At 64.8% G+C, this 25,917-nt stretch carries 22 protein-coding genes; 13 read left to right on the forward strand and 9 right to left on the reverse strand.

The genetic code is table 11. The features are described 5' to 3' along the window. The first annotated feature begins 282 nt into the window (after nucleotides 1–282). From xseA to HG800_RS15275, 6 genes are all read left to right on the forward strand, one after another. The gene (gene xseA / locus HG800_RS15250; protein WP_169977503.1) at nucleotides 283–1,671 is read left to right on the forward strand and encodes an exodeoxyribonuclease VII large subunit; all 1,389 of its coding nucleotides are present in this window, start codon (nucleotides 283–285) and stop codon (nucleotides 1,669–1,671) included. A 4-nt stretch (nucleotides 1,672–1,675) separates the two neighbouring features. Then, nucleotides 1,676–1,972: an exodeoxyribonuclease VII small subunit gene (xseB, locus tag HG800_RS15255; protein ID WP_169977504.1), complete on the forward strand. Its 297-nt coding sequence runs from the start codon at nucleotides 1,676–1,678 to the stop codon at nucleotides 1,970–1,972. Between the two features lie 99 nt (nucleotides 1,973–2,071). Further along, a complete protein-coding gene (menC, locus tag HG800_RS15260; RefSeq protein ID WP_169977505.1) occupies nucleotides 2,072–3,196 on the forward strand; it encodes an o-succinylbenzoate synthase in 1,125 nt (374 codons plus the stop codon). 69 nt (nucleotides 3,197–3,265) lie between these two features. Then, nucleotides 3,266–4,420: a M20 family metallopeptidase gene (locus HG800_RS15265; protein ID WP_169977506.1), complete on the forward strand. Its 1,155-nt coding sequence runs from the start codon at nucleotides 3,266–3,268 to the stop codon at nucleotides 4,418–4,420. A 25-nt stretch (nucleotides 4,421–4,445) separates the two neighbouring features. Beyond that, nucleotides 4,446–5,273 (forward strand): hypothetical protein, encoded by an 828-nt coding sequence (locus HG800_RS15270; RefSeq protein ID WP_169977507.1) that lies wholly within the window; start codon nucleotides 4,446–4,448, stop codon nucleotides 5,271–5,273. A gap of 155 nt (nucleotides 5,274–5,428) precedes the next feature. Beyond that, on the forward strand, nucleotides 5,429–6,418 hold the full coding sequence (locus HG800_RS15275) for a sugar phosphate isomerase/epimerase family protein (protein WP_169977508.1): 990 nt from the start codon (nucleotides 5,429–5,431) through the stop codon (nucleotides 6,416–6,418). Nucleotides 6,419–6,547: 129 nt separating this feature from the next. Here the strand turns inward: HG800_RS15275 and HG800_RS15280 are convergent, their stop codons facing one another. Further along, complete coding sequence (locus HG800_RS15280) at nucleotides 6,548–7,552, reverse strand: zinc-binding dehydrogenase (RefSeq protein ID WP_169977509.1); 1,005 nt, start codon at nucleotides 7,550–7,552, stop codon at nucleotides 6,548–6,550. A gap of 1,348 nt (nucleotides 7,553–8,900) precedes the next feature. Here HG800_RS15280 and HG800_RS15285 point away from each other — a divergent pair. Continuing rightward, nucleotides 8,901–9,584, forward strand: a complete 684-nt coding sequence (locus HG800_RS15285; RefSeq protein ID WP_169977510.1) for a hypothetical protein — start codon at nucleotides 8,901–8,903, stop codon at nucleotides 9,582–9,584. 376 nt (nucleotides 9,585–9,960) lie between these two features. Here HG800_RS15285 and HG800_RS15290 read toward each other — a convergent pair whose 3' ends face one another. Further along, on the reverse strand, nucleotides 9,961–10,383 hold the full coding sequence (locus HG800_RS15290) for a secondary thiamine-phosphate synthase enzyme YjbQ (protein WP_169977752.1): 423 nt from the start codon (nucleotides 10,381–10,383) through the stop codon (nucleotides 9,961–9,963). A 219-nt stretch (nucleotides 10,384–10,602) separates the two neighbouring features. Next, nucleotides 10,603–10,947, reverse strand: coding sequence for a hypothetical protein (locus HG800_RS15295; protein ID WP_169977511.1), 345 nt, complete (start codon nucleotides 10,945–10,947; stop codon nucleotides 10,603–10,605). A 511-nt stretch (nucleotides 10,948–11,458) separates the two neighbouring features. Between HG800_RS15295 and HG800_RS15300 the strand changes: the two genes are divergently transcribed. Next, nucleotides 11,459–12,184, forward strand: a complete 726-nt coding sequence (locus HG800_RS15300; protein ID WP_169977512.1) for a metal-dependent hydrolase — start codon at nucleotides 11,459–11,461, stop codon at nucleotides 12,182–12,184. A gap of 12 nt (nucleotides 12,185–12,196) precedes the next feature. Here HG800_RS15300 and HG800_RS15305 read toward each other — a convergent pair whose 3' ends face one another. The 3 genes from HG800_RS15305 to HG800_RS15315 all read right to left on the reverse strand — a co-directional run bounded on the left by HG800_RS15305 (nucleotide 12,197) and on the right by HG800_RS15315 (nucleotide 15,913). Next, complete coding sequence (locus HG800_RS15305; protein WP_169977513.1) at nucleotides 12,197–12,910, reverse strand: Uma2 family endonuclease; 714 nt, start codon at nucleotides 12,908–12,910, stop codon at nucleotides 12,197–12,199. A 130-nt stretch (nucleotides 12,911–13,040) separates the two neighbouring features. Continuing rightward, nucleotides 13,041–14,996 carry a 1-deoxy-D-xylulose-5-phosphate synthase gene (dxs, locus tag HG800_RS15310; protein WP_169977514.1) on the reverse strand — a complete coding sequence of 652 codons (1,956 nt, stop codon included), beginning with the start codon at nucleotides 14,994–14,996 and terminating at the stop codon, nucleotides 13,041–13,043. A 2-nt stretch (nucleotides 14,997–14,998) separates the two neighbouring features. Continuing rightward, nucleotides 14,999–15,913, reverse strand: coding sequence for a polyprenyl synthetase family protein (locus HG800_RS15315; protein WP_169977753.1), 915 nt, complete (start codon nucleotides 15,911–15,913; stop codon nucleotides 14,999–15,001). Between the two features lie 410 nt (nucleotides 15,914–16,323). On the opposite strand from HG800_RS15315, the gene aroB reads away from it, so the two are divergent. Continuing rightward, nucleotides 16,324–17,487, forward strand: a complete 1,164-nt coding sequence (gene aroB / locus HG800_RS15320; RefSeq protein ID WP_169977515.1) for a 3-dehydroquinate synthase — start codon at nucleotides 16,324–16,326, stop codon at nucleotides 17,485–17,487. A 5-nt stretch (nucleotides 17,488–17,492) separates the two neighbouring features. Here the strand turns inward: aroB and HG800_RS15325 are convergent, their stop codons facing one another. Further along, on the reverse strand, nucleotides 17,493–18,857 hold the full coding sequence (locus tag HG800_RS15325) for an OmpP1/FadL family transporter (protein ID WP_169977516.1): 1,365 nt from the start codon (nucleotides 18,855–18,857) through the stop codon (nucleotides 17,493–17,495). A 391-nt stretch (nucleotides 18,858–19,248) separates the two neighbouring features. Further along, nucleotides 19,249–19,788 (reverse strand): molybdopterin adenylyltransferase, encoded by a 540-nt coding sequence (mog, locus tag HG800_RS15330; RefSeq protein WP_169977517.1) that lies wholly within the window; start codon nucleotides 19,786–19,788, stop codon nucleotides 19,249–19,251. Between mog and HG800_RS15335 the strand changes: the two genes are divergently transcribed. The 4 genes from HG800_RS15335 (at nucleotide 19,787) to HG800_RS15350 (ending at nucleotide 24,696) form a co-directional block, all read left to right on the forward strand. Beyond that, nucleotides 19,787–20,152: a hypothetical protein gene (locus tag HG800_RS15335; RefSeq protein WP_169977518.1), complete on the forward strand. Its 366-nt coding sequence runs from the start codon at nucleotides 19,787–19,789 to the stop codon at nucleotides 20,150–20,152. The two genes, mog and HG800_RS15335, sit on opposite strands and share 2 nt — an antisense overlap. Then, nucleotides 20,149–21,567, forward strand: a complete 1,419-nt coding sequence (locus tag HG800_RS15340; protein WP_169977519.1) for an amidase — start codon at nucleotides 20,149–20,151, stop codon at nucleotides 21,565–21,567. Before HG800_RS15335 ends, HG800_RS15340 begins: the two co-directional genes overlap by 4 nt. A gap of 72 nt (nucleotides 21,568–21,639) precedes the next feature. Continuing rightward, nucleotides 21,640–22,842, forward strand: a complete 1,203-nt coding sequence (locus HG800_RS15345; protein ID WP_169977520.1) for a M24 family metallopeptidase — start codon at nucleotides 21,640–21,642, stop codon at nucleotides 22,840–22,842. A gap of 1,044 nt (nucleotides 22,843–23,886) precedes the next feature. Further along, nucleotides 23,887–24,696, forward strand: coding sequence for a PEP-CTERM sorting domain-containing protein (locus tag HG800_RS15350; RefSeq protein ID WP_169977521.1), 810 nt, complete (start codon nucleotides 23,887–23,889; stop codon nucleotides 24,694–24,696). Nucleotides 24,697–25,073: 377 nt separating this feature from the next. On the opposite strand, the gene HG800_RS15355 is transcribed toward HG800_RS15350, so the two are convergent. Then, nucleotides 25,074–25,589, reverse strand: coding sequence for a DUF1579 domain-containing protein (locus HG800_RS15355; protein WP_169977522.1), 516 nt, complete (start codon nucleotides 25,587–25,589; stop codon nucleotides 25,074–25,076). Between the last annotated feature and the right edge of the window lie 328 nt (nucleotides 25,590–25,917).

Genomic DNA, 25,917 nt, shown 5'->3' on the forward strand with positions numbered 1-25,917 from the left:
TGATTCCCCGCACACGTTGTGCTGTGACATCTGCATCTGTCGAACGCTGCTTCACCTGATCGTGAATCCGGGACGCACCGGGGAGAGGCAATCCCCGGTTTCCGATCCCTCGACCGTGCGGCAAACCGACTCAAGGGCAATGGCACCCGGAGGACCGGCCAATCATCCGATCTGGGACGGATCGCGGCGAATCGCTACACTGGGCGTACCGTGGTTCGTTGAGCGATCGGGCCGGCCCTGGCCTGGTGCAGACGCCCTGCTCGTCGAGAGATCGTTGTTGCCATGCCCGGTCCGTCGCTGTTCGATTCCCTGCCTGATCCTCATGACCGTGATCCAAAGGCGACCGCCGGGGGAGTTGGTCTGCCCAGCGCTCCACCGGTGCTCAGTGTCACCGAACTGACCAGCTTGATCCGCGAGCTGCTCGAATCGGCATTTGCCGAGGTGGCCGTATGCGGCGAGATCTCCAACCTTTCCCGCCCGAAGTCGGGCCACGTCTACTTCGACATCAAGGACGAAGGGGCCCGCATCCGGGCCGTCCTCTGGCGGACTCAGGCCGCCCGGGTTCCTTTTGATCTGGAAAACGGCCTGGCAGTGCGAGCATGGGGCAGCGTCGATCTGTACCCGCCGCACGGCTCGTATCAGATCAATGTTCGGACCATCGAGCCGGAAGGGATTGGGCCGCTCGAACTGGCCTTCCGGCAGCTCTGCGACCGCCTCCGGATCGAAGGTCTGTTCGACCCGGCCCGCAAACGCCCCCTTCCGAAGTTTCCCCGGCGAATCGTGGTCGTCTCCAGCCCGACCGGCGCGGCGGTCCGAGACATCCTGACGATCACCGGTCGGCGCTGGCCGTCGGCCGAGATCCTGATCGCCCCGGCCAAGGTTCAAGGCCAGGGGGCGGCCGAGGAAGTGGCCGCCGCCATCGCCATGGCCAATCGCCTCCGCCAGGTCGATCTGATCCTCGTCGGCCGAGGCGGCGGCAGCCTGGAAGACCTCTGGGCATTCAATGAAGAAGTGGTGGCGCGGGCAATCGTTGCTTCCCGCGTTCCGATCGTTTCCGGAGTCGGGCACGAGACCGACCTGACGATCGCCGACCTCGTGGCCGACTTGCGCGGCCCGACCCCCAGCGGCGCGGCCGAACTGGCCGTGCCCGACGCTCGTGATGTGCTGGATCGGCTTGAAACGCTTTCTGGTCGAATGGCCCGCGCGCTGGCGCTCCGATCGAGCGACGCTCGATCGCGGCTCGAATCGCTGGCTGATCGGTCCGATCGGGCGATGGCTCGCCTGCTCGATCGTCGCCGCGATCGCCTGGCCGCCCTGGCCGGTCAGCTTGATGCCCTCAGTCCGCTCGCCGTTCTTTCCCGAGGCTACAGCCTGACGCAACGGCTCGACGACGGCCGAGTCGTGCGAGCGCCCGACGATGCCCGGCCCGGGACGGTGATCCGGACTCGGCTCGCCTCGGGATCAATCCTCAGCAGGGTCGAAGCGAGCCCAACCGACGGGGAACCCGCGCACGACGAGCTGAACGCCTCTTCGGCCGACACCAAGCGGCCTGCCCGCCGCGACCGCCGCCCCGCCCCAGGTGCCGCGGCCCCCGTGCCGACTGATCGCCCCCGCAAGCGCCTCGCCCCCGGAGGCTCCGGCCCCTTCCGCACCGATCCCGAACGGAGCTGATCTGATGCCCGACGACCCTCAGACCTCCCCAACGGCTTCTGAACCGAATCCCCCGTCCTTCGAGGTCGCCCTGGGACAGATCGAGGCGATTGTCTCCGATCTGGAACGGGGAACGCTCGACCTTGATGCCTCGCTGGAACGCTACGAACGCGGAGTCCGCCTGCTCGCGCAGTGCCGCACCACGCTCCAAACCGCCGAGCGGCGGGTCGCCCTGCTCACCGGCACCTCTGAGGAGGGAGACGCCCTGACCACTCCCTTCGACGATCCCTCCGCCCTGGCGGCCGACCCTGACGACGATTGAACGCTTCCGATCTCCTGACGCAACGTCGGTGATTCGCTGACGACCGTCCCTCCCCTTGCCGGAGTGCCTCCATCCGGTTTCCCCCAACCACCCCCAACCATGCAGCTCCGCCGTATCGACCTGAAGCTTGTCCGTCTTCCGCTGGTTCGTCCGTTCCGAACCAGCTCGCATGTGAAGGATCATCTTGCACATATTCTTGTGCGCGCCGAGTCGGCTGATGGACTCGTTGGCTGGGGCGAATGCGCCAGCCCGTCCGACCCGTACTACTGCCCCGAAACGACCGAAACGTGCTGGCACATCCTGCGCGATTTTCTCGGGCCGCTCGTGCTGGGCAAGGACTGGGAGACGATCGACGATCTCACCGCCCTGTATCGCCTGGTGAAGGGGAACAACTTCGCCAAGGCCGGCCTGGAGATGGCCTGCTGCGACCTACTGGCCCGGTCGCAAGACATCTCGCTTGCCCGGTTCATCGGTGGCGTGCGGCCGAAGATCGCCTCGGGGGTGAGCCTGGGAATCGAGGATGACCTGTCCGCCCTGCTTGATACGATCGAGCGGCATCTCTCGGCTGGTTACAAGCGCATTAAGCTGAAAATTGGTCCCGGGCGTGATGTCGAGGTGGTCCGAGAGGTCCGTCGCGTCTACCCTGGCATCTTGCTTCAGGTCGATGCCAATTCCGCGTACACACTCGACGACATTGACATGCTGCGTCGTCTTGATGAGTTCGATCTCCTCCTCATCGAGCAGCCGCTGGCGCACGACGACATCATCGACCACGCCCGACTCCAGGCTGCCCTGCAGACGCCGATTTGCCTCGACGAGTCGATTCACTCGGTCGATGATGCCCGCAAGGCGCTTGAACTTGAGGCCTGCCGGGTCATCAACATCAAGGTCAGCCGGGTCGGCGGCTTGATGGAAGCTCGCCGCATTCATGATTATTGCTTCACGCGATGTGTTCCCGTCTGGTGCGGCGGCATGCACGAGTTCGGCATCGGCCGCGCCGCCAATGTCGCACTGTCGAGCCTTCCCGGCTTTGTCTTCCCGGGAGATGTGTCCGGTTCCGACAAGTACTACCTTCAGGACATCGTCGATCCCCCCGTCCTCGCCTTCGACGGCGACGTACCCGTTCCCAAAGGTCCGGGACTCGGTCACGAACCGGTCGAAGAAATCATCATCGGCAACACCCGGCGTGAGGTGACGCTCGACGCGAACGAGGTCGATCGGTAGGCCCCGACTCACTCGGCCTACAAGTCACAACACATGATCGAATCACCCTCTCCTCGGAACCCGACCTCCATGCCACCTCACGACCTTCTCCCTCACCTTTCGTCCCGGCTCGACGACATCGTGATGCTGTTGCGGACGCTTGTCGAACATGAATCTCCCAGCAAGGACAAGGGCGCACTCGACGCCCTCGCCGATCGTCTAACCGGGTTTCTGCACCATGCTGGAGCATCGTCCGTCGATCGGATCGCCAACGTCGAGGGGGGCGATCATCTCCTCGCGCGTTTTGACTTCGGCCACACTGCACCCGATGCCCCCAGGCCCGCCCTCCTGATGGCACACTTCGACACGGTCTGGCCTGTGGGAACCCTGACCACCATGCCCTTTCGGGTCGAGGATGGTCGCGTGCATGGCCCCGGAACCTTCGATATGAAAGGAGGGCTCACGCTCCTGCTCACCGCCCTCACGGCGCTGCGCGATCTGAATCTGAGCCCGCCTCGTCCGGTCGAGTTCCTCCTCACCTCCGACGAGGAAATCGGCAGCCCCAACTCGCGTTCCCTGATTGAAGCGACGGCTCAGAACGCCGCTTATGCCCTGGTGCCCGAACCTCCCTTGCCTGGAGGCGGCCTGAAAACGGCCCGAAAAGGGGTCGGACGCTACACCTTGAACGTCAGCGGCATTCCCGCCCATTCCGGCATCGAACCCGAAAAAGGCAGAAGCGCCCTGCTCGAACTCGCTCATCAAATCATCGCCATCCACGCGATTGCCGACCCTTCCCTCGGCACCACCCTGACCGTCGGTCGCGCGGAAGGAGGAGGAGCCGTGAACGTCGTTCCCGCCTCCGCCACGGCCGAGATCGATGTGCGCGTTTCTACCCTGGACGAGGCCGACCGGGTGGACCATGCCTTACACGCCCTCACTCCCACCCTCGACGGCACTACGCTCACCCTCACTGGTCGGCTCAACCGCCCTCCGATGGAGCGTACCGCTGCCACGGCTTCACTCTTCGAGCGTGCCCGAGAGGCGGCACAACCGCTTGGCCTTGACCTCACCGAAGGCTCCACGGGGGGAGGCTCCGACGCCAACTTTACCTCGGCAATCGGCCTGCCCACCCTCGACGGTCTTGGCCCCCTGGGAGCGGGTGCCCATGCCGTTCACGAGCACATCGAGGTCGATTCCCTCCCCCTCCGCGCCGCGTTGATCGCAAGCTTGATTCAGTCTCTTTAATCTGAGCGTGTGGAGTACGAGACGGATGAGCGACCCCACCATTGAACCGATCGTGATCCGCCGCGCTGAAAGCCCTGCCGACTATATTGCCTGCCAGGATGCCCAGCGCCGATCGTGGGGCCTGGTTGATGAGTCGTACGTCGTGCCGGTGGCGACCCTGGTGGGCGCGAACCTGCATGGAGGGTTGGTCCTGGGTGCCTTCCTGGACGACGGCACCGCAGCGGGTTTGTCGTTTGCGTTTCTCGGGAAGATCGACGAGAAGCTCGGGCTTTACTCGCAATTGACCGGCGTCGTTCCCGAGTATCAGGGACGAGGTCTCGGGCGTCGGATGAAGCAGGCTCAGTTCATGATTGCCGAGGCCGAAGGGCTGGCCTGTGTTGCCTGGGCGTTCGATCCGCTCCAGGCCGGCAACGCTCGGTTCAACCTCGATACCCTGCACGCCACGGCATCGCATTATTTGGTCGATATGTACGGTCCCCGAACCGACGACCTGAACGCAGGCATTCCGACCGATCGGCTCATCGCCGTCTGGGAGCCAAAGCAGTTGACTCGCCCGACACTCCCGGAGCACCCCTTTGGAGAGTTGCCCTTGCTGATTGATCCTGATGGTCCCACCGCAAAGCCAATCGATCCGAGCGTACCGATCGTCTTGCTCGAAATCCCGGGCGACCTCGCCGCACTCCGCGCCTCGTCTCCCGAACGGGCGAACCGCTGGCGACTGGCCGCTCGGGAGGCATTCGAATCGGCCTTCCGCAACGGCTACCGGGCGGTCGGAACCGTCAGAACCGGAGAGGGTCAGGAACGTCGGCAGGCGTACGTCCTGCATCGCCCGTTGGCCGACGCGTCGGCCTGATCGGGACTGGAGGCCCAGCCGGGGGGTGGGTAAGATCCGTTTCAAATCATTCGAGCCCGGCCGGGGCCGGCACGGCGAGCCCTCGGCGCGGCATCGCCTCCCGAAATGGTTTCGGGGCTGGCCCCTGCTCCGGAACAGAAAAAGGCCCGGAACCCATGACGAGCAACGACGCGACGGCACCATCGGGGTCGCGAACCCTTTCGAGGCGCCAGTGGATTCAGGGAACGCTCGGTGCCCTCGCCGGGACGGCAATGGTTCCGGCCGCGGCTCGCACCCTGCTGGCGACCCCAAAAGGGGCCCCCCTGAACCCCCCTCGCTACTGCCTGAACACCAGCACGATCCGGGGGGCCAATTCCGAGGTCGGTCTTGTCGATCAGATTCGCATCGCGGCCGAAGCTGGTTACGACGCGATCGAACCCTGGCTCCGCGACATCAACCGATTCAAGGATGAGGGCGGTTCCGTCCGTGATCTCGGGCAGCAGATTGCCGATGCAGGACTGGCCGTGCCCAGCGCTATCGGCTTTGCCCGGTGGGCGGTTGATAACACCGACGAACGGGCCGCCGGCCTGGAGGAAGCCCGACGCGACATGGCCACGCTGGCCGCGATCGGCGGCACCCGGCTGGCCGCCCCTCCTGTCGGCCTGACCGATCAACGCTACGGCGATTTGCTCACCCTGGCCGAGCGCTACGCCACCTTGCTCGAACTGGGCACCGAGTTCGGCGTGGTCCCCCAACTGGAGGTCTGGGGTTTTTCCCAAACCTTCCAGCGGCTTGGCGAGGTGGCGTTTGTCGCGGTCGAAAGCGGCCGACCCGACGCCTGCATCTTGCCCGACGTGTATCACTTATATAAAGGTGGATCAAGCCTTGAAGGGCTCTTGTACCTCAACGGAGCCTCGATTCATGTCTTCCATCTGAACGATTACCCCGCCGAACCCCCTCGGGAGTCGATCAGTGATGCCGATCGCGTGTTTCCGGGAGACGGCGTTGCCCCCTTTGATCGATTGAGGGAGATCCTCAGTGCGATCGGCTTCAACGGCACCTTCTCGCTCGAACTGTTCAATCGTACGTACTGGACCCGTGATCCGCTTGAGGTTGCCCGCGAAGGGCTTCGCAAGATGAAGGCCGTCACCGGCGATCCCGCCTGACAACCTCGCTCGGCGAAATTCGGAAGACACATCAACACCAGGCCCCGTTCTTCCTGCCTCTCCTCTCCTCGGTTCGGAAGAACGAACTTGGTCCGGTTGGTCGCGTAGCAACGGCCCACAATCGCCGAATCAATCAATTTTTATAACAATTTTTCCGAATTGTTCAGAGTGCTCCATGCGTCGAAGGGCATCGCGTAAATCGTCCAGGAAGTAGGTCTGGTCGACGACGGGCTGAATTCCACGGTCCTCGACGAGTTCGAGCAACGCGGCGAATTCAGCCGGGGTGCCCATGGTGGTGCCCAGCAACTGGAGTTGCTTCCAGAAGATTGGAAACACGTTGAGCGAGGGGACCGGTCCGGTGGTGGTCCCGAAGTTGACCAGCCGACCGCCGGGCCGGAGCAGGTCGACGGCATGGGCAAAGGTTTCTCCGCCGGCGCTGTCGATGACCACGTCAGGCCTGCCCCCAAGCGCCCGAAGCGTGTCGGGCCAGTTCGGATCTCGATAGTTGACGCCGCCCTCGGCTCCCAGCTCTTTTGCTCGTTCGAGCTTCGCGTCACTTCCCGACGTAACGAAGACCCTCGCTCCCAGGGCTCGGGCGATTTGCAAGGCATGGATCGCCGTCCCGGCGCCGATGCCGGTCACGAGCACCACCTCACCGGGCTGGACCTGCCCCTTGGTCACCACGGCCCGATACGCCGTCAACCCGGCCAGGGGCAGTGCGGCCGCCTGCTCGAAATGCAGCCCGGCCGGTTTGGGGAAGACATTCTCCAGGGGCACGACGATCAGTTCGGCAAAGGTCCCGTGATCGGGCATGCCGAGAATCCGGAACCGTTCTCCCTGAACACGTTCATTCCGGCCCCAATCGAGACTCGGGTTGATGATCACATCTTGCCCAATCCGGAGCCCCTCGACTCCGTCTCCCAACCCTGCAACCTGCCCGGCACCGTCGGAACCGAGAATCGCGGGCAAGGTCACATTCGGGTACATGTTCCGCGAAATCCAGAGATCGCGGTGGTTCAGCGCCGCCGCCCGGAGCCGGATGACGACCTCGCCGGGACCGGGGGATGGGTCGGGCACCTCTTCAAGGTGGAAGTGCTCAATCGACCCAAACTCTCGGAGGACCATCGCCTTCATCTGCTCCCTCCCGACCTCAAAGAACCGCGCAGCCTGCTCACAAATCCGGCTTTGCGAGAACGACACCCCTTCAGCCTACGCCGTTTTGGACTCCCGGCTCAAGTGCCGCGGAACCTGGCAGCTACGACAGCAACCACCAGGTGGCACCATGTCCGAGCAAATTCCGATCCAATCGGCAGTTCGGTCCATCGACAAACCGAACCGACTGACAACGGTGCCATCGGGCCGTCACGACCGACGAGTTGTTCGCGCGCCCCAAACAACCAAGGCACCCGAGCGCAGACCCATCAGGAAACCGCTCACCCACCCCTCGATCTGGTTGCTCCCAACAGGAAGTTGGACGAGGGGATTCAAGTTCGTTCTCGATTGACTCCGACAACCTTGACAGATAAGATCCTGTATTGCCAGGGTTCGCGATGTTCCACATCTCCCTGGTCGAGGAAACTCGCATGATTCGAGGCGATCGGAAACGGGATCGTGGCTGGATCGGCCTGGGCATTCTGCTCGGGTTGATGATCGGTGGTTTGCCGACCGTCGACGTTTGCCCGTTGCCAGCCGGCGCCCGTTCGACGCATCACTGCGAGCCGTTGCCGGAGCCTGAGCCGTCAAAGCACCACTGCTGTCACACTGTTCCAGGGGTTCCGAACGCCCTTCCCACCCGATCAGCGGTGCCGGTTCCCGTCTCCCCAGCGGCTGACGGACACTGTCGGACGCGAACCAACTCCTGTTGCTGCGTGACGAACGTCGCGCAACCGGTGGTCGATCGCTCGGTTCGTTCCAGCATTTCGCGCGATCAGTCCCGCACATCCCACTCCTTCGAGCCGACGCTCACGCTTCCAAGCTCGCCGTCGGCGTCCCTCCTTCTCGCGAGCGGTCTCCCCCGACCGGCTCCATCCTCGGTTCCCCTCATTCTGACGACCTCTCGGTTGCGGAATTAGCAAGGCCTCGCCCCTCGCTCATTGAGGCCGGCGCATTCCGTTCGTTGTTGTTGTCTGGCGTTCTCCATCCGCCCCGTGATCTTCCCTGGTCGCGTTCTTCCAGGGTCGACGGATCGGATCAGGTGCCTCTCTACAACGATCCCTGAACTGCCGCTGCCCCGTGTGTTTGCCAACGCCGACGGGTCGCGAGTGATCGCGCGCCATCCGACCGGGCGCGCCTCGCATCACCGTTCCCTCACGCGACACTCGCCGCCGAGATCGCCGAGCGATTCACCCTTGAACCGAACCGGTTGAGGTGTTGATCGATCGGTGACCGGCCCGCGTCCCGTCTGCGGTCGGAGAGCGTCCATCACGTGCATTTCATGTTCGGAACCGAATTCGACTGATCTTTCCTGAGGAGTTTGAGACCCATGACGCGCCGATCGAATCTGTTCGCCCTGGGTGCCTGGCTTGTTGCCATGGCCCTTGCGGCCGTACCCGCTTCTGCCGACACACCCGCCGCCGCGTGCGCCCTAAATCAAGGGGCAGCGAAGGCTTGCTGCGCCACCGATGTGAAGGTCACGCTTACCTCCACCACTGTCACTGAAGCCAAGGCTTGCTGCGCCGACGCCAAGGCTTGCTGCGCCGAGGCTAAGGCTGCCGAAGCCAAGACCTGCGACGCCTCATGCTGCAAGGATCAAGACGCCTGCAAGGCTTGCTGTGCCGACGCCTGCGCCTCCTGCTGCGACGCCGCAAAGAAGGCCGCTGAAGCCAAGGCTTGCTGCGCCGACGCCAAGGCTTGCTGTGCCGAGGCCAAGGCTTGCTGCGCCGACGCCAAGGCCTGCTGTGCCGAGGCTAAGGCTGCCGAAGCCAAGACCTGCGACGCCTCATGCTGCAAGGATCAAGACGCCTGCAAGGCTTGCTGTGCCGACGCCTGCGCCTCCTGCTGCGACGCCGCAAAGAAGGCCGCTGAAGCCAAGGCTTGCTGCGCCGACGCCAAGGCTTGCTGTGCCGAGGCCAAGGCTTGCTGCGCCGACGCCAAGGCTTGCTGTGCCGAGGCTAAGGCTTGCTGTGCCGACGCCAAGGCCTGCTGCGCTGCAACGAAGGCGTCGTGAGTTAGGTTGAGCCGTCTCGCTTGGGAGCGTGGTTCCCGGACGGTTGGATCAGTCTCACCGTGATCTTCCAATGCCCGGGTGATGGGAGCGCGGGTGGCCGAAGGCCAGGGAATGGGTCCAATCCGCAGTCAACTCGCAACGGAACTTCGAAACCACGCTGAGCCAGAGCAATTACACCACAACCGGCCCGCGATCCTGTTCCCCGGAGGAACGATCGCGGGCCATTCTTGTGAACGCAACGGTCGAGATCAGCAAAGACGTCCGCACCCTCACGCCGTCATGACACAGGCTCTGGGGAGCGAAAGTCCTGCCATGCAGATGCGGGCCACGGGCTTTCTCATGTCATGGTGCAGACATGAGATCGCCCTCTTGGGCATCAGGCACGCTCGCCCATCACGCTCACCGTCACGCGACGACGATGGGGATGGGTCCGATGCTCCCAGAGAAAGATTCCCTGCCAGGTCCCCAGGTCGCAGCGGCCTCGGGCGATCGGAACAGAGAGCGACGTCTGCGTCAGAATCGATCGGACATGAGCCGGCATGTCGTCCGGGCCTTCAAGCGTATGCCGAAAAATCGGATCGCCATCGGGCACCAGGCGGGCCGTGTAGCGCTCCAGGTCAGAGCGGACACTCGGATCGGCGTTCTCGCAAATGATCAGCGAGGCGCTCGTATGATGCACAAACACCGTGCAGAGCCCCTGATCGATGCCAGACTCGGCCACAATTGCCTGGATCTGGTCGGTCAGTTCAACCGTGCCCCGCCCCCTCGTCACAACCTCGATCGAGTCCGAGTGAATCATGGCCGCCATCGCTTTCAATCCCTGCGCGACGCCCTGAAACGCCGTCTGAGTTCAGCCCCGCTGCCGAATCGCCATCGGTCACGGAGCCGGCATCCAATACTGGACTGGCGTTTCAGGGAAGACTCCGAATGAAGTTCCCATCCGGCGGCATGAACCAATGATCCACCGGACGCAGCGTTCTCAACGCGATTCCAGACGATCTGGAAGCGAGCGATCCGCTCAGGAATTCGGCTCTTCGAGACCGGGATCCGCCGGCTCGGTCTCGATCGGGGCCGGTTCATCGGCCGGAGGCTCAATCGTGGTCGGCTCGTCGGCAGGAACCGGCTCGTCGGCAGGAGCGGTCGACTCTCCGCCAGGGGTCGCGACCGCGTCGCCGGGCATACCGCGCATCAGGCCGGAGCGGTCCATTCCACCCATGTCGTCGCCGGGCATTGCCGGAGCGGCGGGCTCAACGGGCGTCATTGCAGGATCATCGCCAGGGCCGGCATCGCAGCCGGTCACGAGCAAAGCGCCGCACAGGGCGAAACCGGTCATCCAGGCAAGTCGAGTCTTCAATGCGGACATCGTGTTGCAGCTCCTGGTTTGAATGCTCAACGAAGGATCGACCACCGCGAATCCCGGAACCAGCCGGGCCTTAGAGCGTTTTTTGATTGCCTGTGAAGGGTCAGGGAAATGGGGACTGGCTCCGAGTCTTCGAGGTGCCTGTCCCCCATTTCCCGGCGAGCCGCTCCGCTCAATCGATAACCACTCTAGGCGGTCGTAAGCGTCTCAAGTCGGGGAGACCGACTCCACACTCTTCTCTCTCCTGTACGCAAACGGCATCCCAATCTGTTGGTTTTCTCGAAGAGGTTCGAAACGGTTCTCGATCGTGCAAGGCCTCTTGATCAAACCCGTCGCCGGGTGCATCAGGTTGCCCAGACGACTCGCGGCCGTCAGAATGCAGACATCTCTACCGACCGACGAATCTGCCACCCCGATCCGTTCGATTCCTCAGCCGCCCTCGCCCTGCCCCGAACCGAACCGAACCGAACCTCGGCGAGGCCGCCACAGGCAACCCCCGGGAGCTCATCGAGCAATGGATTTTCAGAACGTCCGCATCACCTGGCTCGGCCACTCGACCTTTCTCATCACCTCGCCCGAGGGCCAGACCCTGCTGGTTGACCCGTTTCTGGCCAACAACCCGAAATGCCCGAAAACGCTGCACGACGTCAGTTGCGACGCGATCGCCATCACCCACGGCCACGCCGACCACCTGGCCGATGTGTTCTCGGCAGCCAAACGCTGCTCGGGCAAGATCGTCGGCATGTACGATCTGACCGGCTGGCTCGGCTCCAAAGGAATTGATCAATCAAAGCTGCTCGGCATGAACAAAGGGGGCTCCGTCTGCCTCGGCTCGCCGAACATTGCCCTGACGATGACCGACGCACGCCACTCCTCCTCGTGGACCGAGCAGGACGGCACGATCGTCTACCTCGGCGAGGCGGCCGGCTACGTGGCCACCTTTTCCAACGGCTTCAAGCTCTACATCGCCGGCGACACGTGCCTCTTCGGCGATATGTCGTTGATCCGGGAACTTTACGCCCCCGACCTCGCCATCCTTCCCATCGGCGACCACTTCACCATGGACCCCCGCGCCGCCGCCTTCGCCTGCCGTTTGCTCGGCGTCAAGGCGGTGATCCCCTGCCACTACGGCACCTTCCCCCCCCTGATCGGCACCCCCGAGCAGTTGCGGGCCCAGATCGACCACCTCGGCCTTTCGACCGAAGTCTTTGCTCCCGAACCGGGCGAGACGGTGGGCTGAGAAGTATTCCGGTCAGCCTCGGAGGCGATCGACGAACGCCGCGTGCTCAGGGCTGGCCAGGCCGGCTCCGAGCGCCGCAAGCACGGCGTTCAGGTCTCCCCGCAGCAACGCCGAGGGATCCAGCCAGAGGCCAGGGAAAACCGCGCTTCGGAGTCGGCCCTGCTCGTCGGCCGAGATCAGCTCGTAGCGGTCGTCCTGAAGGACTCGCCAGTCAATCGCACCGTCAAGCACGCGCCAGGTGAGGTACTCCCGGACGTTGCTGCGACGATAAACATTGAGCTTGGCGTTCAGATCAAGGCTGACACTGCTGGAGGCGATCTCGACAACCAGTTCCGGAGCGCCTTCGATGTAATCGTCGTCCGAGATCCGGGCCTGGCCCCCTCGGGCGGGGTCGATCATCAAGAGGATATCGGGCTGGGGCTCGTTGTCGAGGTCAAGCCGGACGGTGGCGTTATCAGCGACGAAGACGCCCTGCGTCGCGGCTTCGTAAGTCCCTAGCCAGGTAACAAGGTGGGAGTGGGGGCGCCCATGGTTTCGGAGACGGACGGGGGATCCCATGTAAACGACTCCCTCAATCAGTTCGGCCTTCTTCAGTTCGGGCATCGCATCGTAGCGGCGCTCGAACTCGGCGCGAGTGAGCCGGTCACCATTCTCGAGGGGAGGGAGTGGTCGGACCGATGCCCCGGTCTGGCGATGGCTGGCGGTTGTGCTCGATGCGGAGGCCATGATCGCGGCTCCCCCGGACGGTCGTCCTTCGTGAACGCAGATTCTCCGGCGCAATTGTACCGGCCCGAGGGCGTCGGGGCGAAGACGCCTCCGGGCGGGCGAGAGACCTGCAACGGCCCGGCCCGATCCATCAGCCGGCCGAGCGGCCTGAGGCGGCGGTCGATTCGTCGGCCTCGCCGGTGATGCCCAGATGCTGGACAAGGTCCAGGCAGGCCCGGACGATGCCATCGACGTCGAGGCCGACCTCGGCAAGCTGCTCGTCGCGCTCGGCGTGCATGACAAATCGATCGGGCAAGCCGAGCCGGCGGACGTGCGAGGTGTTCCGACCGGCCTCGTTGGCGGCTTCCAGCACCGCCGAGCCGAAGCCGCCCATCAGGCAGCCTTCCTCAACCGTGAGGACGAAGCCGCATTCATCCAGGGCCTTGAAAACGGTCGCCGTGTCGAGCGGCTTGGCAAAGCGGGCGTTGATGACGCCGATCCGAAGGCCGTGCTCGTTGCGAAGTCGTTCGGCCGCGCGGAGGCAGTCGGGGACCTGGGCACCGAGGGCGAGCAACATCCCATCGGTTTCCCATTCGAGGACCTCGGCCTGGCCCAGCTCGATCGGCTGCGGGTCGCGCTCGACTTCTTCGAGGTTGGCCTTCGGATAGCGGATTGAGACGGGGTGATCGTGTGCCAGGGCCCAGTCGATCATCGGGGCCACGTCTCGGGCATCGCCGGGGGCCATCACAACCATGTTCGGGAAAGGACGCATGTAGGCAAGATCATACGATCCGTGGTGCGTCGGGCCGTCCGAGCCGACCAGGCCCGCGCGGTCCATGCAGAAGACGACCGGCAAGTCCTGAAGGGCGACCTCCTGGAAGATATGGTCATATCCGCGCTGGAGGAAGGTGCTGTAAATGTCCACCACCGGCCGGGCGCCGGCCTTGGCCATGCCGGCGGCGAAGGTGACGGCGTGCGCCTCGCAGATGCCGACGTCGAAGAAGCGGTCGGGGAACGTCTCGCGAATCTTCTGGAGCTTGTTCCCCTCGCACATGGCGGCGGTCAACACGGCAACCTTCGGATCACGGCCGAGGGCCGTGTAGAGCGCGTCGGCCACGGCGTTCGTGTACGCCTTGGTCGAGGAGGTTTTCAAGGGAATGATCCCCTCCTCGCAGCGCTGGAAGGGAGCGGGAGCGTGGAAGGAGACGGGGTCCTTCTCCGCCGGTTCGAACCCGCGGCCCTTGTCGGTCAACACGTGCAGGAGGATCGGCCCCTCCATCGCCTTGACCTTTTCCAGGTACGACTGAAGTGTCTTCAGATCGTGCCCATCGACGGGGCCAAGATAGGTAAAGCCCAGTTCCTCGAAGATCATGCCGCCGTGGAAGCTCGCTTTCACCGCGTCCTTGAACTGCTGGAGCATCCGATCGGCCTGGTCGCCAACCAGCGGAATGCTGGGCAGGAGCTTGCGGACCAGCTTGTTGGCCCGGTTGTACTCAGGGGTCATGCGGGCCTTGTCGAGGTAGTAGGCAATGCCCCCCACTCGCGGACAAATCGACATCTTGTTATCATTCAAAATCACAAGATAACGCTTGCCGTGGCTGTGGCCTGCGGCGTTGTTCAGGGCCTCGTAGACGACTCCCGAGGGGAAAGCGCCGTCGCCGATCACCGCCACGCTGTAACGATCGGGGTGGCCGGTCACGATGTCGCCGGCGTGCAAGCCCAGGGCCGTCGACGGGGCGCAGCCGGCGTGGCCGGTCATGAACAGGTCGTAGGGGCTCTCACTCGGGTTGGGGTAGCCCATCAGGCCGCCTTTGGTCCGAATCGAGTGGATCTGATCGGCGCGTCCGGTGATGAGCTTGTGGGGGTAGATCTGATGGCCGGTGTCCCAGATGAGCCGGTCCCGGGTAAAGTCGAAGGCCAGGTGCAGGGCAAGGCACAGTTCGACAACACCGAGATTGCTGGCGAAGTGGGCCGAGCGGCGTCCGACGACGCCGATGAGCTCCTCGCGCATCTCGGAGGCCAGGCGCTCGAGGTCGTCCTCCGAGAGCCTGTGCAGGTCGGCCGGCGATTGGATGCGGGGGAGGATCGGACTCGGGGGGGTGCTCATCGTCAACGGTCCCTTTCCAGCAGGTCCAGGGCCAGGGCCCTCAGTCGGGTGCCGCGGTCGCCCAGCGGCTCCAGTGCCGCGACGGCGTCCTCGGCAACCTGGCGGGCTCGGCGGCGGCTGCCCTCAATGCCGAGCAGGCCGGGGTAAGTCCACTTACCCAGGCCAGAGTCTTTGCCGACACGTTTGCCCAGCTTGGCCTCGTCGCCTTGCACGTCGAGCAGATCGTCGATGATCTGGAAGGCCAGGCCGACCCCTCGACCGTAGCGGTCGAGCGCGAGCAACTCCTCCTCATCGGCTCCGATGGCAATGGCCCCCATGCGAAGGCTCGCCCGGAGCAAGGCGCCGGTCTTGCGGCGGTGAATGGCTTCCAGCGCCTCGACGGTGGCATCAGAGCGCCCTTCGGCCTCCAGGTCGGCCATCTGGCCACCCACCATGCCGCTCGGTCCGCAGGCTTCGGCCAGTTCCAGGCAGCAGCGGGCCGCGGCCTCGCCGGGCTGGATGTCTCGGGCGATGACCTCGAAGGCGAGCGCCTGCAGGGCGTCTCCGGCGAGGATCGCGGTGGCTTCGTCAAAGGCGCGATGGCAGGTCGGGCGGCCTCGGCGGAGGTCGTCGTCATCCATCGCGGGCAGGTCATCGTGGATCAAGGAATACGTATGCACCATCTCCAGGGCACAGGCCACGGGCATCGCCTGATCGGGTTCCCCCCCAACGGCCTCGGCGGCCATCAAGGCGAGAATGGGGCGCAACCGCTTGCCGCCTCCAAGCAGGCTGTACCGCATGGCCAGCAGGAGCCGAGAGGGGCATTCGGCGTCGGACAGACGGTCGTCGGGCAGGTAGCGGTCCAATGCCTCGTCCACTCGCCGCCGGGCATCCCCGAGGAACGCGGCGAGGTCAACGGCGGTGCTCGGGCTACTCATGGGCGGAAGGTTCTGAAGCGAGAGGGGAACGACCCGCCGGTCGACCGGCCCTTGGGTCTTGTGCCTGTTGCGAATCGACTTCCCATCGGGATCGCGCTTCGGCGGGCTTCCGGACATTGTTGGCATTCGTGCCTCGATTGTCCACCCGCCAGCGGCACCCGCCCCGGAGGAATCTTTCCCGACCGATCCCCCCCAGCCTTCCCAGAAGGCCGGAGCCTCGGCCCAACCGGCAAACTCGTCTTGGATTCGCGTCCTTGGGCCGGCACACCTCCGGATCAAGACCGCCGGGAAGGGCCGCAATCCCCCACGAGTGAGTTGCTTGACCACCCCAAGAGCCGATCGCTACAGTCAGGCAAACGGGCGGCGGGATCGGTTCGACGCCGCGATCCGCAACGCTGCGAGGCCCCGACGTGACCGATGCCCCCGCTCCTGCACCGCTCGACCCCGACTTCAAGCCCCGGACCGTCCACGTCCCATTGGGAGAGCGGTCGTACGACATCCGGATCGTCTCCGGCGCTCCCGAGGGTTTCGGCCCCTTCGCCCGATCGGCTCTGGAGGCGACCCGAGCCGGCCGAGGGTGCCGCGTTGCCCTGGTCATCACCGACGCGAACGTCGAGCCGATCGCCGAGCCCTTCGCCCGGGCCTTGACGTCCGAGGGAATCGCCATCGAGACGGCCGTGATCCCTCCGGGAGAAGCGAGCAAGTCGCTCGACCAGGCCGCCGCCCTGCTTGACCGTCTTATTGCCCTGCGGGCCGACCGGCACGCGGCGGTTGTGGCGATCGGCGGCGGGGTCGTCGGCGACCTGGCCGGGTTCGTCGCGGCGACCTATGCCCGAGGGATTCCCTTGCTCATGGTGCCGACGACCCTCCTGGCGCAGGTCGATAGCTCCGTCGGCGGCAAGGTGGCCGTAAACCGACCGGCGGCGAAGAACATCGTCGGCAGCTTCCACCAGCCGATCGGCGTCTGGATCGACACCGAGACGCTCATCAGCCTGCCCCCCCGAGAGCTTCGCTGCGGGATGGCCGAGGTGGTCAAGTACGGAGTGATCCTCGACGCACCCTTCTTCGACCTGATCGAACGCGATGCCACGGCCCTCTTGACCCTGGAGCCCGAGGCCGTCCGGCGGGTCGTCGCCCGCTGCTGCGAGCTGAAGGCCGAGGTCGTCTCTCAGGACGAGCGGGAGGAAACCGGCCTGCGGGCCGTGCTCAACTTCGGCCACACGATCGGGCACGCGATCGAGGCCGTCGCCGGATACGGCCAGGGGTTCCAGCACGGCGAGGCCGTCGCCGCAGGCATGGTGGCCGAGGCAAGGCTGGCCGAACGACTCGGATGGATCGACCACCACCTGACCGATCGGCTTACCCGGCTCTTGCATCATCTCGGCCTGCCGACGAGGGCTCCGGGGCTCGACCCCTCGGCCCTCCGAGACGCCATGACCCTCGACAAGAAGAACCGCGCCGGCCGTATCCGATACGTCCTTCCCCGGTCGCTCGGCCAGGTCGAGCTGACCGACGCCCCGACCGAGGCCGATCTGATCGCCGTCCTGGCCGATCTGACCACCCCCGACCGCTGACCGTGTCAGTACGAGGCGGCGACAGGCGCCCCGGCCTCCCCTCCTGACGCAAGGCGGGCCGGGTTCTTCGGCGCTCCGTACTGGATCGTCAGGCCGCCGAAGATCGAGTCGACCTGCCCATCCATCCGGGCGCTGGAGCCGGGAATCTGGGCGATCGGCCCCTCGATGTCGTTACGGAAGGCATGGACCCATCCGGCCGAGAAGACGATGTTCTCGTTCAGGCGGAGGGAGGCCCCCAGCGAAAGCGAGTGCTGGAGGAACCCCGGCGCCTGGACGTTGAACAGGGTCTGGACCTCGTTGATCGGGTTCTCGTTGAACAGGTAGCCCCCTCGGAGGGTGAGGCGCTCGGTCAGTTGATACTGCCCGCCGACGGCGACGGCGAAGATGCTCTTCCAGTTCAGGCCGCCGCTCTCGATCGAATCCCCCCAGAGGGCGGCGTTGCGGTAGTCGAAATAGCGAAGGTCGACATCGATCAGGAGCCGATCGATCCCCTTGTAGGCGACACCCCATGAGTAGATCGCCGGGACTTCCGCTTGAATGCCGATTCGACGGGGAGACAGGTCGGGGTTGAAGGTATTGTACGACCATTTCTCCTGCCAGATCGGGCTCTTGTACGAGAAGCCGACGTTCCACGAGGGGGTCAGCTCATAGAACAGGCCGATCTCGAAGCCGGCTCCCCAGAAGGGTCGGGCATTGGTGGCGGGGGGAAAGGTCGAGACACCGAACTCGTCCGGCGGGCCGGGAGCAAAGAAGGCGGGGCTGAACTGGACGGTGCCGGTCGTGATCACGGGAGCCACGGCGACCGCAAGGCGGTCGCTCGCCCGGTACGACGCCATCGGCTTGATCGAAAGCAAGGCCGTGTTCGCGTAGATCGGCCCCAGGCCGAAGAACTCGGGAGGCTGACGCGGGCCTAGGGGCGGGGTCGAGTAACTCCCCGCGAAGTTCACGTTCCCACCCACCAGGCCGAAGATCCCGAGGCCCATCGTGAACGGAGACTCAGGACGGAGCTGAAACGAGCCGCCGACCGCGATATTGCTGGCCACTCCGCTATCGCTTCGAGAGGTCCCGAAGCGGCTGGTCGTGGGGAAGACTCCGTTGATCGATCCGGCCGGCAGGGCCCCTGAGTAGTGGATGCTCGGGATGAGCAGCTCCGAGCCGAGCAGGACCTCGTCCCGTTCCAGAAAGCTTAGCGTCGCCGGGTTCCAGTAGCTGGCACCGAAGTCAACAGGGGCCGCTGTCGAGGCTCCCGCCATCGCCCGGTTGATCGGCCCCGCCCCCGGGGCAACCACTCCTTGAGCCCTGACCTCGCTCGCCGAGACGACACACAGCACGAGAATGGTCACCCACCGAAGGCCGCTCGCTCGGACCATGGGAATCGCGTCCTTTCTGAACGTGTGTCGATCAGACCAGCATGGCGAGGCCAGGGAAACGGCAAGCCCAGCGTCCGGAGTCGCCCCCACCTCGGGTTCGGCGAGCCGAGGCATCCGGCCTCGCAACAGGCAGCGGAGCCAACGCGGCTCGGTCGAATCGCACGAGCGGAAGGAGCTTCTGGTCCCCTCGGCTTGAACATTCAACCGTTCTGAAGGTCATCGGCAGGACTCGCTCCGACGATCAGAAAAACCGGCACAATCGACAAAAATCCCCAGATCCACAGACAGGCTGTTGGTGCAGATCCCTGGCGATCGGCGTTGAGCCTGTCGGAGGGCATGGTCTTCGTACTCGTTGGTGAAGGGCTATTGAGCGGTCGATCGGTCGAGGCTGTCATTTCCTGGGCCGGAAGGCGGCGATGCGGTCGGGGTTCGTCTCCAGTCGGGGGCCGCCGATGAGGTCGATGCAGTAGGGGACGGCGGGCATGACGGCATCGAGGCACTCGGCAATGGCCCTCGGCTGTCCTGGCAGGTTGATGATGAGGGACTTGCCCCGGATGACGGCCGTCTGGCGCGAGAGGATGGCCGTCGGTACCTTGGTCAACGAGACCTGCCGCATCAGCTCTCCGAAGCCGGGCATCGGCTTCTCGGCCACGTCGAGCGTGGCCTCGGGGGTCACGTCTCGGGGAGCGGGCCCGGTGCCTCCGGTGGTGACGATCAGGGGGCACCTTTCGCGGTCGGCCAACTCGATCAAGGTGGCGGCAATCTGCTCGCGATCGTCGGAGACCAAGCGGGGAACCGGCTCCCAGGCCGAGGTGAGAACCTCGGTGAAGTACTGGTGGATGGCCGGGCCGCCGCGGTCTTCGTATTCCCCCCGGCTGGCGCGGTCGGAGACGGTGACGATGCCGATGCGGGCGGTCGGAGTGTCGGTCATGGGTGCGATCGTCCTTCGAGTCGGGAGAGGGAGCCCCTGGGTTGACCGGCCTATTGTGCAACCAGGGCGGGGCATTGCACAATCGGCCCGAAGGCTCGACCCCTCGGCCCGATCGACCGGACTGGAGCGACCGACCATGCGCCCTCCCTCTCCCCAGGAACGCCCCGACCGGTTCGGCCCGGAACCCTTCCGGCTGTACGCCAAAGAAGTCCTCCGGCTGGAACTGGAGGACCAGCAGCTTGAGGCCCTTCGCGGGCTGGTCAACAGCCTGATCGCCGAGATGGAGCTGATGGACCAGGTGGATCTGGACGGCGTCGAGCCAGACATCGCCTTCGCCCTCGATCCGGAAGGCTGGCCGCGATGATCGACCTCGACCTGACCCAGACCAACGCCCAGGCCATCGCCCAGCGGGTCAACACCGGGGAGTTGAAGGCCGTCGAGGTGGTCCGAGCGGCGCTCGACCGGATCGAGGCCCACAACGACCGCCTCCGCGCCTTCATCACCGTGACGGCCGATCAGGCGATGGCCGAGGCCGAGGCCGTCGATCGGGCGGTCGACACCGGCCAATCCTTCCCTCTGGCCGGCGTTCCTCTGGCTGTGAAGGATGGCTTCTGGACCAAAGGGGTTCCGACGACCAACGGCTCGAAGGCCCTGCTCGACTTCGTGCCCGAGGCCGACGCCGAGGCGGTCGCCCGCCTGCGCAAGGCCGGCTGCGTGCTGGTGGGCAAGTCGTTGATGCACGAATATGCCTATGGGTTCACCAGTGAGAACCCGCACTTCGGCAACGCGCGGAACCCCTGGGCTCCCGATCGCGTGCCCGGCGGGAGCACGGGAGGAGGAGCGGTCGCCCTGGCCGCCGGAATGGCGCTCGCAAGCGTGGGAGGCGATACGGGAGGGTCGGTCCGGCAACCGTCGGCGCTCTGCGGGGTGGTCGGGTTGAAGGTGACCTACGGCCGGGTCAGCCGACACGGCGGGATCCCGCTGAGCTGGTCGATGGACACCGTCGGTCCGATGGCCCGGACGGTCGGGGACGCGGCCCTGATGCTCGCCGTCATGGCCGGCCCCGATCCGAAGGACCCGGCCACGGTCTCGGCCCCTGCCCTGGCCGATCCGCTGTTGAGAGCGGGAGCGGGAGGGCTGCAAGGGCTTCGCATCGGCGTGCCAACCGGCCATTCCTTTGACGTGGCCGAGCCCGAGGTAGCCGCCTCGGTCCGGGACGCGATCGAGGTCTTGCGGGGGCTGGGGGCGAACGTCGTCGAGGTGGCGTTCCCCGGTCCTGAATTGCCGAGGGCCGCCCACCGAGCAATCATCTTCACCGAGGCCACCGCGGCCCACGAAGCAACCGCCAGACAAAGGAACAATGGCCTGAGCGACGAGATCCGCAACCTCTTGCTCGCAGGGCTGTTCCTGACGGGCGATCGGTACCTCGACGCGCAGCGCCTCCGACGCCTGGTGATCGAGCAGTACCGCCAACTCTGGCGATCGTTCGACGTGCTCGCCCTGCCGACGAGCCCGATCGTCGCCACGCCGATCGGCGTGCAGGAGGTCGAGGCCGGAGGACAGCGGACACCGTTGGTGCAACTGTATCTCGACCATACCTTGCCCTTGAACCTGACCGGCCAGCCGGCCCTGTCGGTGCCTTGCGGGTTTTCGGCCTCGGGATTGCCGATTGGTCTGCAACTGGTCGGCCGACCGTGGGACGAGGCGACCTTGCTGCGGGTCGGCGTCGCATACGAGTCGGCCACCCACTGGACCGAACGGAAGCCGCCGGGCCTTTGAGCCGAGGACCGGCAGGAACGTGTGAGCCTCTGATCGTCGATGACTGTTTCCACCTCCGGAGGAGCCGGACCGATGTTCGACCTGCCCGCCATTCAGGAATCGCTCTGCCAGTTCGGCTTCGACGGCTGGCTCCTGTACGACTTTCGGGGAAACAACGTGCTGGCGAGGAGAGTCCTCGACCTGGCGCATCGGCCGACCGGGTCGCGGCGGTTCTTCTACTTCATTCCGAAGCAAGGGGAGCCGAGGAAGGTCGTCCACCGAATCGAGCCGGGGGCCCTCGACCACCTGCCGGGAGAAGCGACGGTCTATCTTAAATGGCAGGAGCTGGAAGCCGGGGTCCAGGCAATGCTCGGCGGGGCGAAGCGGGTGGCGATGGAATACGCCCCTCGGGTCTCGAACCCGTACATCGCCCGGATTGATGCCGGGGTGATCGAGCTGGTCCGGTCGTTCGGGGTCGAGGTCGCAGCCTCGGGCGACCTGATCCAGCAGTTCGAAGCCTCGTGGACCGACGAGCAATGGGCGATGCACCTGGAGGCGACCGGCGTGACGACCGAGGCGTTCAACATCGCCTTCGGCCTGATCGCCGAACGGACGAGCGGGGGCGGCTCGATCCGAGAGACCGAGGTGCAACAGGTCATTCTCGACCACTTCGAGCGTCACGACCTGACGACCTACTCGCCGCCGATCGTGGGGGTCGGTCCGCACAGCGGCGACCCGCATTATGAGCCGAAGGCGGGGCAGGACGCCGAGATCCGCGAAGGGGATTTCGTCCTGATCGACCTCTGGGCCAAGTGCGATCGGCCGGGAGGCGTGTACAGCGACCTGACCCGCGTCGGCTTCGTCGGAACCGAGGTCCCGGAGCGGTTTGAAGCCATCTTCCAGATCGTCGCCCGAGCCCGAGACGCCGCGATTGCCCGCGTTCGAAACGCCTTTCAGACCCGCACCCCGTTGCGAGGCTTCGAGGTCGATGACGCCTGTCGCCACGAGATCGAGGCCGCCGGCTACGGCGAGGCGTTTATCCACCGGACCGGCCACAGTATCGGCGAGGAAACGCACGGCAACGGCGCGAACATGGACAACCTTGAAACCCACGAGACCCGCCTGGTGCTGCCCCGCACCTGCTTCTCGATCGAGCCGGGGATCTATCTGCCCGAGTTCGGGGTGCGCTCGGAGGTGGACGTCTTCATCGACGCCGACGGGGAGGTCCACGTCACTGGAGGACTTCAGACCCGCGTCCTGCCGATCCTGAGCGATCCGACCGCCTCGGGCCAGTAAGCCAGGCGGTCGGTGCGCCTCCGATGCGCGGCGCGGTGGGCCAGAACACGGCAGGAGCCGATTGACGCATCTTGTTTTGGCTGAGGGATTTGCCTGAAGCCTGGGGCAATTCGTTTCGGGAATGAGCGCGGTCGCTCCGGCCGAACCGGCTCCCGCGACCCGCACGGAAGGGCGGGAGGCATCGAGCGGGATCGAGGCGTCTCCTCGGGAGCCCCGGTGCGCCTTCCGTGCGCGATCTGGTGCGCTGACGGCTCGCTTCGCAAGTCGTTTTCGGGAAATGCGTTGCCTCGAATCACCTGGTTCGTTTCGGGAATCGGGGGATGGAGGAATGGGTTCGTTTCGCGCCTCGACCGAGCGGGCGATCGAACACGATCCTGTGCCAGAAGGTCGAGGAAAAAGAGCAATCATGCAACCACGCATGAATCACCGAGAAGGCATGTCAGCGGAACGTCACGGAGGGAGGAATCGAGCCGGATTGAGAATGCGAGCGTTCAGGGACAGGAGCGAGCGAGCCTCTCTAAGAATCTCTGAATTGAGGGGGGCGGGAGTCACTTTTTCTTGCCGGAAATTGGGGAGCACCAGGACCATCGAGGGGGTCGAACGCGGGGTGGGGAGGGTCGGGATCGACAAGGGATGTTGCCACCATTCAACAGTTCGCGCCGATTTCATGCATGGAGCGACACAGAATCGCGGGGGGAGGTGTAGAACGAGTACGAGGGAGGGGGGCAAAGGTTCAGCACCTTGGCCGGGTCCCTTTCCTCAGACAAGGAGTTGATCCGGGGGAACTCGGGCGACCGGTCGGTGACTGGGAGCCGAGGAGCCCGGAACCTCGGCACGTGAGGGCAGGGTCCGTTCTCGCGGGCAATGGCAGGTCAGTGTTGGGGCCCCTTTGGGATTGCCCGATCGAAAGGCAAGCGGCGAAAGACCCCAGACGCGTCTTCTTGGGACGACGACGGGGGAGGGATCGCCGTCCGCAGATTGATCGAGCGGCCCTGGGAAAGGTTCCAAATGGCCACGTGGTTTTTGATGAGGAAACGAACGTTGATGGAACTTCGATCGCGCGTTTTTGGAATCTTGGCCTTGTTGGGGGTGGCCATTCCAGCCCAGGCGGGGCAAATTTATGTCAACTCTCCCCTGGTGACGATCGACTCGGTCGGCGGCACCGTGGCCAATGCGAAGTATCGCCTGTCGAACACCGGGTTTGATGTGAGCCTCGACAACGCTCCCAGCACCGTCACCCCGGCCGATCAGGTGACGGCCACCTTGGGTAACGTGGCGACGACCAGCGGCAAGGTGTTTGAATTCATGCTGGAACACCGCGCCGGCGAGGGGATCATCTTCAGCCTCGACGGGCCGGGATCGCTCGATCGGACGGTCTCGTGGGGGACCTTCACCACCACTCCGTCCGGATCGAACAAGGCGAACCTGAACGGCAAGCTGCCCCCTTCGGCGTTCAACTCGCTGGTGCTCAGCGCACGGGCGACACAGGCGGGATCGTCGTTCGCGTTTGATGACCTGAACTTTTCCGGGGCCGGTCTGTCGCTTGCCGACGGCAGCTTTCTGTCGGGCACGGTGACGCCGAGCACGGGCGATCCGCTGGGCTTCATCAACCAGCGCCTTTATTCGAATGTGAACCTAGCGGATTTCAACTGGACCCTGACGGGAACCCTGACGGGAACGAAGCTGTTGACCGGCGGTGATGAAACGGTCCGCTTCAACGTGGGCTTCCAGCAGGTCTCGGCGACCGTCGTGCCGGAACCGTCGACGCTGGCGATGGCCGGCATCAGCTCGGTGGCCCTGGCGGGCTTCGGCCTGCATCGGCGGCGACGACACCGTCGGGCGAAGCACGATTGATGGACTAGTGTGGTTTTCGATTGAGCGGAGCGGCTCGCCGGGAAATGGGGGACAGGCACCTCGAAGACTCGGAGCCAGTCCCCATTTCCCTGACCCTTCACAGGCAAACGGAAACTGGACTAGACCATGGTCGAGAACTGGCCTCGGCGGCGCTAACGATGCTCGCCGCCGGTGCCTCAAGGTTTCCGCCAGAGCGAGGGCAAAGGCCTTAGCGTGTGCTTCCGGCGGAAACCTTCCTCAAGAACGAATGTGCTCGTGTGACGTGTTGTGAGAATCAAATGGGGTGAAAAACGGCTCGGGGCGGCCGACCGCTCCCGAGCCGTTTTGTTCGATTTTCAAGGCGGGCTGAGGGTCTGGGGCGGAGCTGGCCTTCAGGATCAGGCGGAGAGACGCTCGTGAGCGGCGCCCGGTGCCGCGGAACGACGGCGGTAGCGCATGGTCATGAAGGAAATCCAGTTGCCGTCGTCGGAGAGGAGCTGCGAGCGCATGATCCGGTGGTCGTCGTCGACGAGCTCAATGATATCCTGATACTTCGAAACACCCTCGCTGGAAAAGCTGGGGCCTTCAGCGTCGAGGGTCAGGATGCGAGCGTCGGCGTCGAGCGAGCCCTCGTAGGTCCAAAGGTGGGTCATCATCGAGGCCACGAAGGTGCCGGTGAATCGGCCGATCGTCGGGTTGAAGCCGAGGGTCATGAGCGAGATCGACGGCTGGCCGTTGGGGCCCTCTCCGTGAATCTCGGCGACCGTCCAGAGCCCGCCGAGCGACCGGACGACCTCGGTCCCGGTCGAGGTCATCGGCGGCTGATCCGGCCCCATCAGACACTCCATCTCATACGACCATTCCCCGATCAGTGCATCGAGCCAGCGGTGTTCACGGGTCGGTTCCGATTGCATCAACCCCTCCTTCGTTCAACGGATTCCAGCACGACGTCTGGTCACGCGGGCCTGGCGCAACCTGTTCACGCGAACAGATCTCAGCGAGGCTCGTGGAGTTCTCTCATACGATCGGCTGTTTGTCAACAGGCGTACACTCAAAATTCGGGAAACTGTCGATACGTTTACAGAAAAAAGTGATCAAGGTGAGGGCTTGAGTGTAATCCCAAGGGATCGAGGGAGGTCTTGCGACGACGGGCGAGGCGTGGTCCGCTTGACCGGGGGGCAAGGGACTGATCTTGACCGATCGAACGAAAGTCTTCATATTCATTCGTTCTGTAAAGTCGTT

The sequence above is a fragment of the Tautonia rosea genome (assembly GCF_012958305.1).
GTDB classification, from domain to species: Bacteria; Planctomycetota; Planctomycetia; order Isosphaerales; family Isosphaeraceae; genus Tautonia; species Tautonia rosea.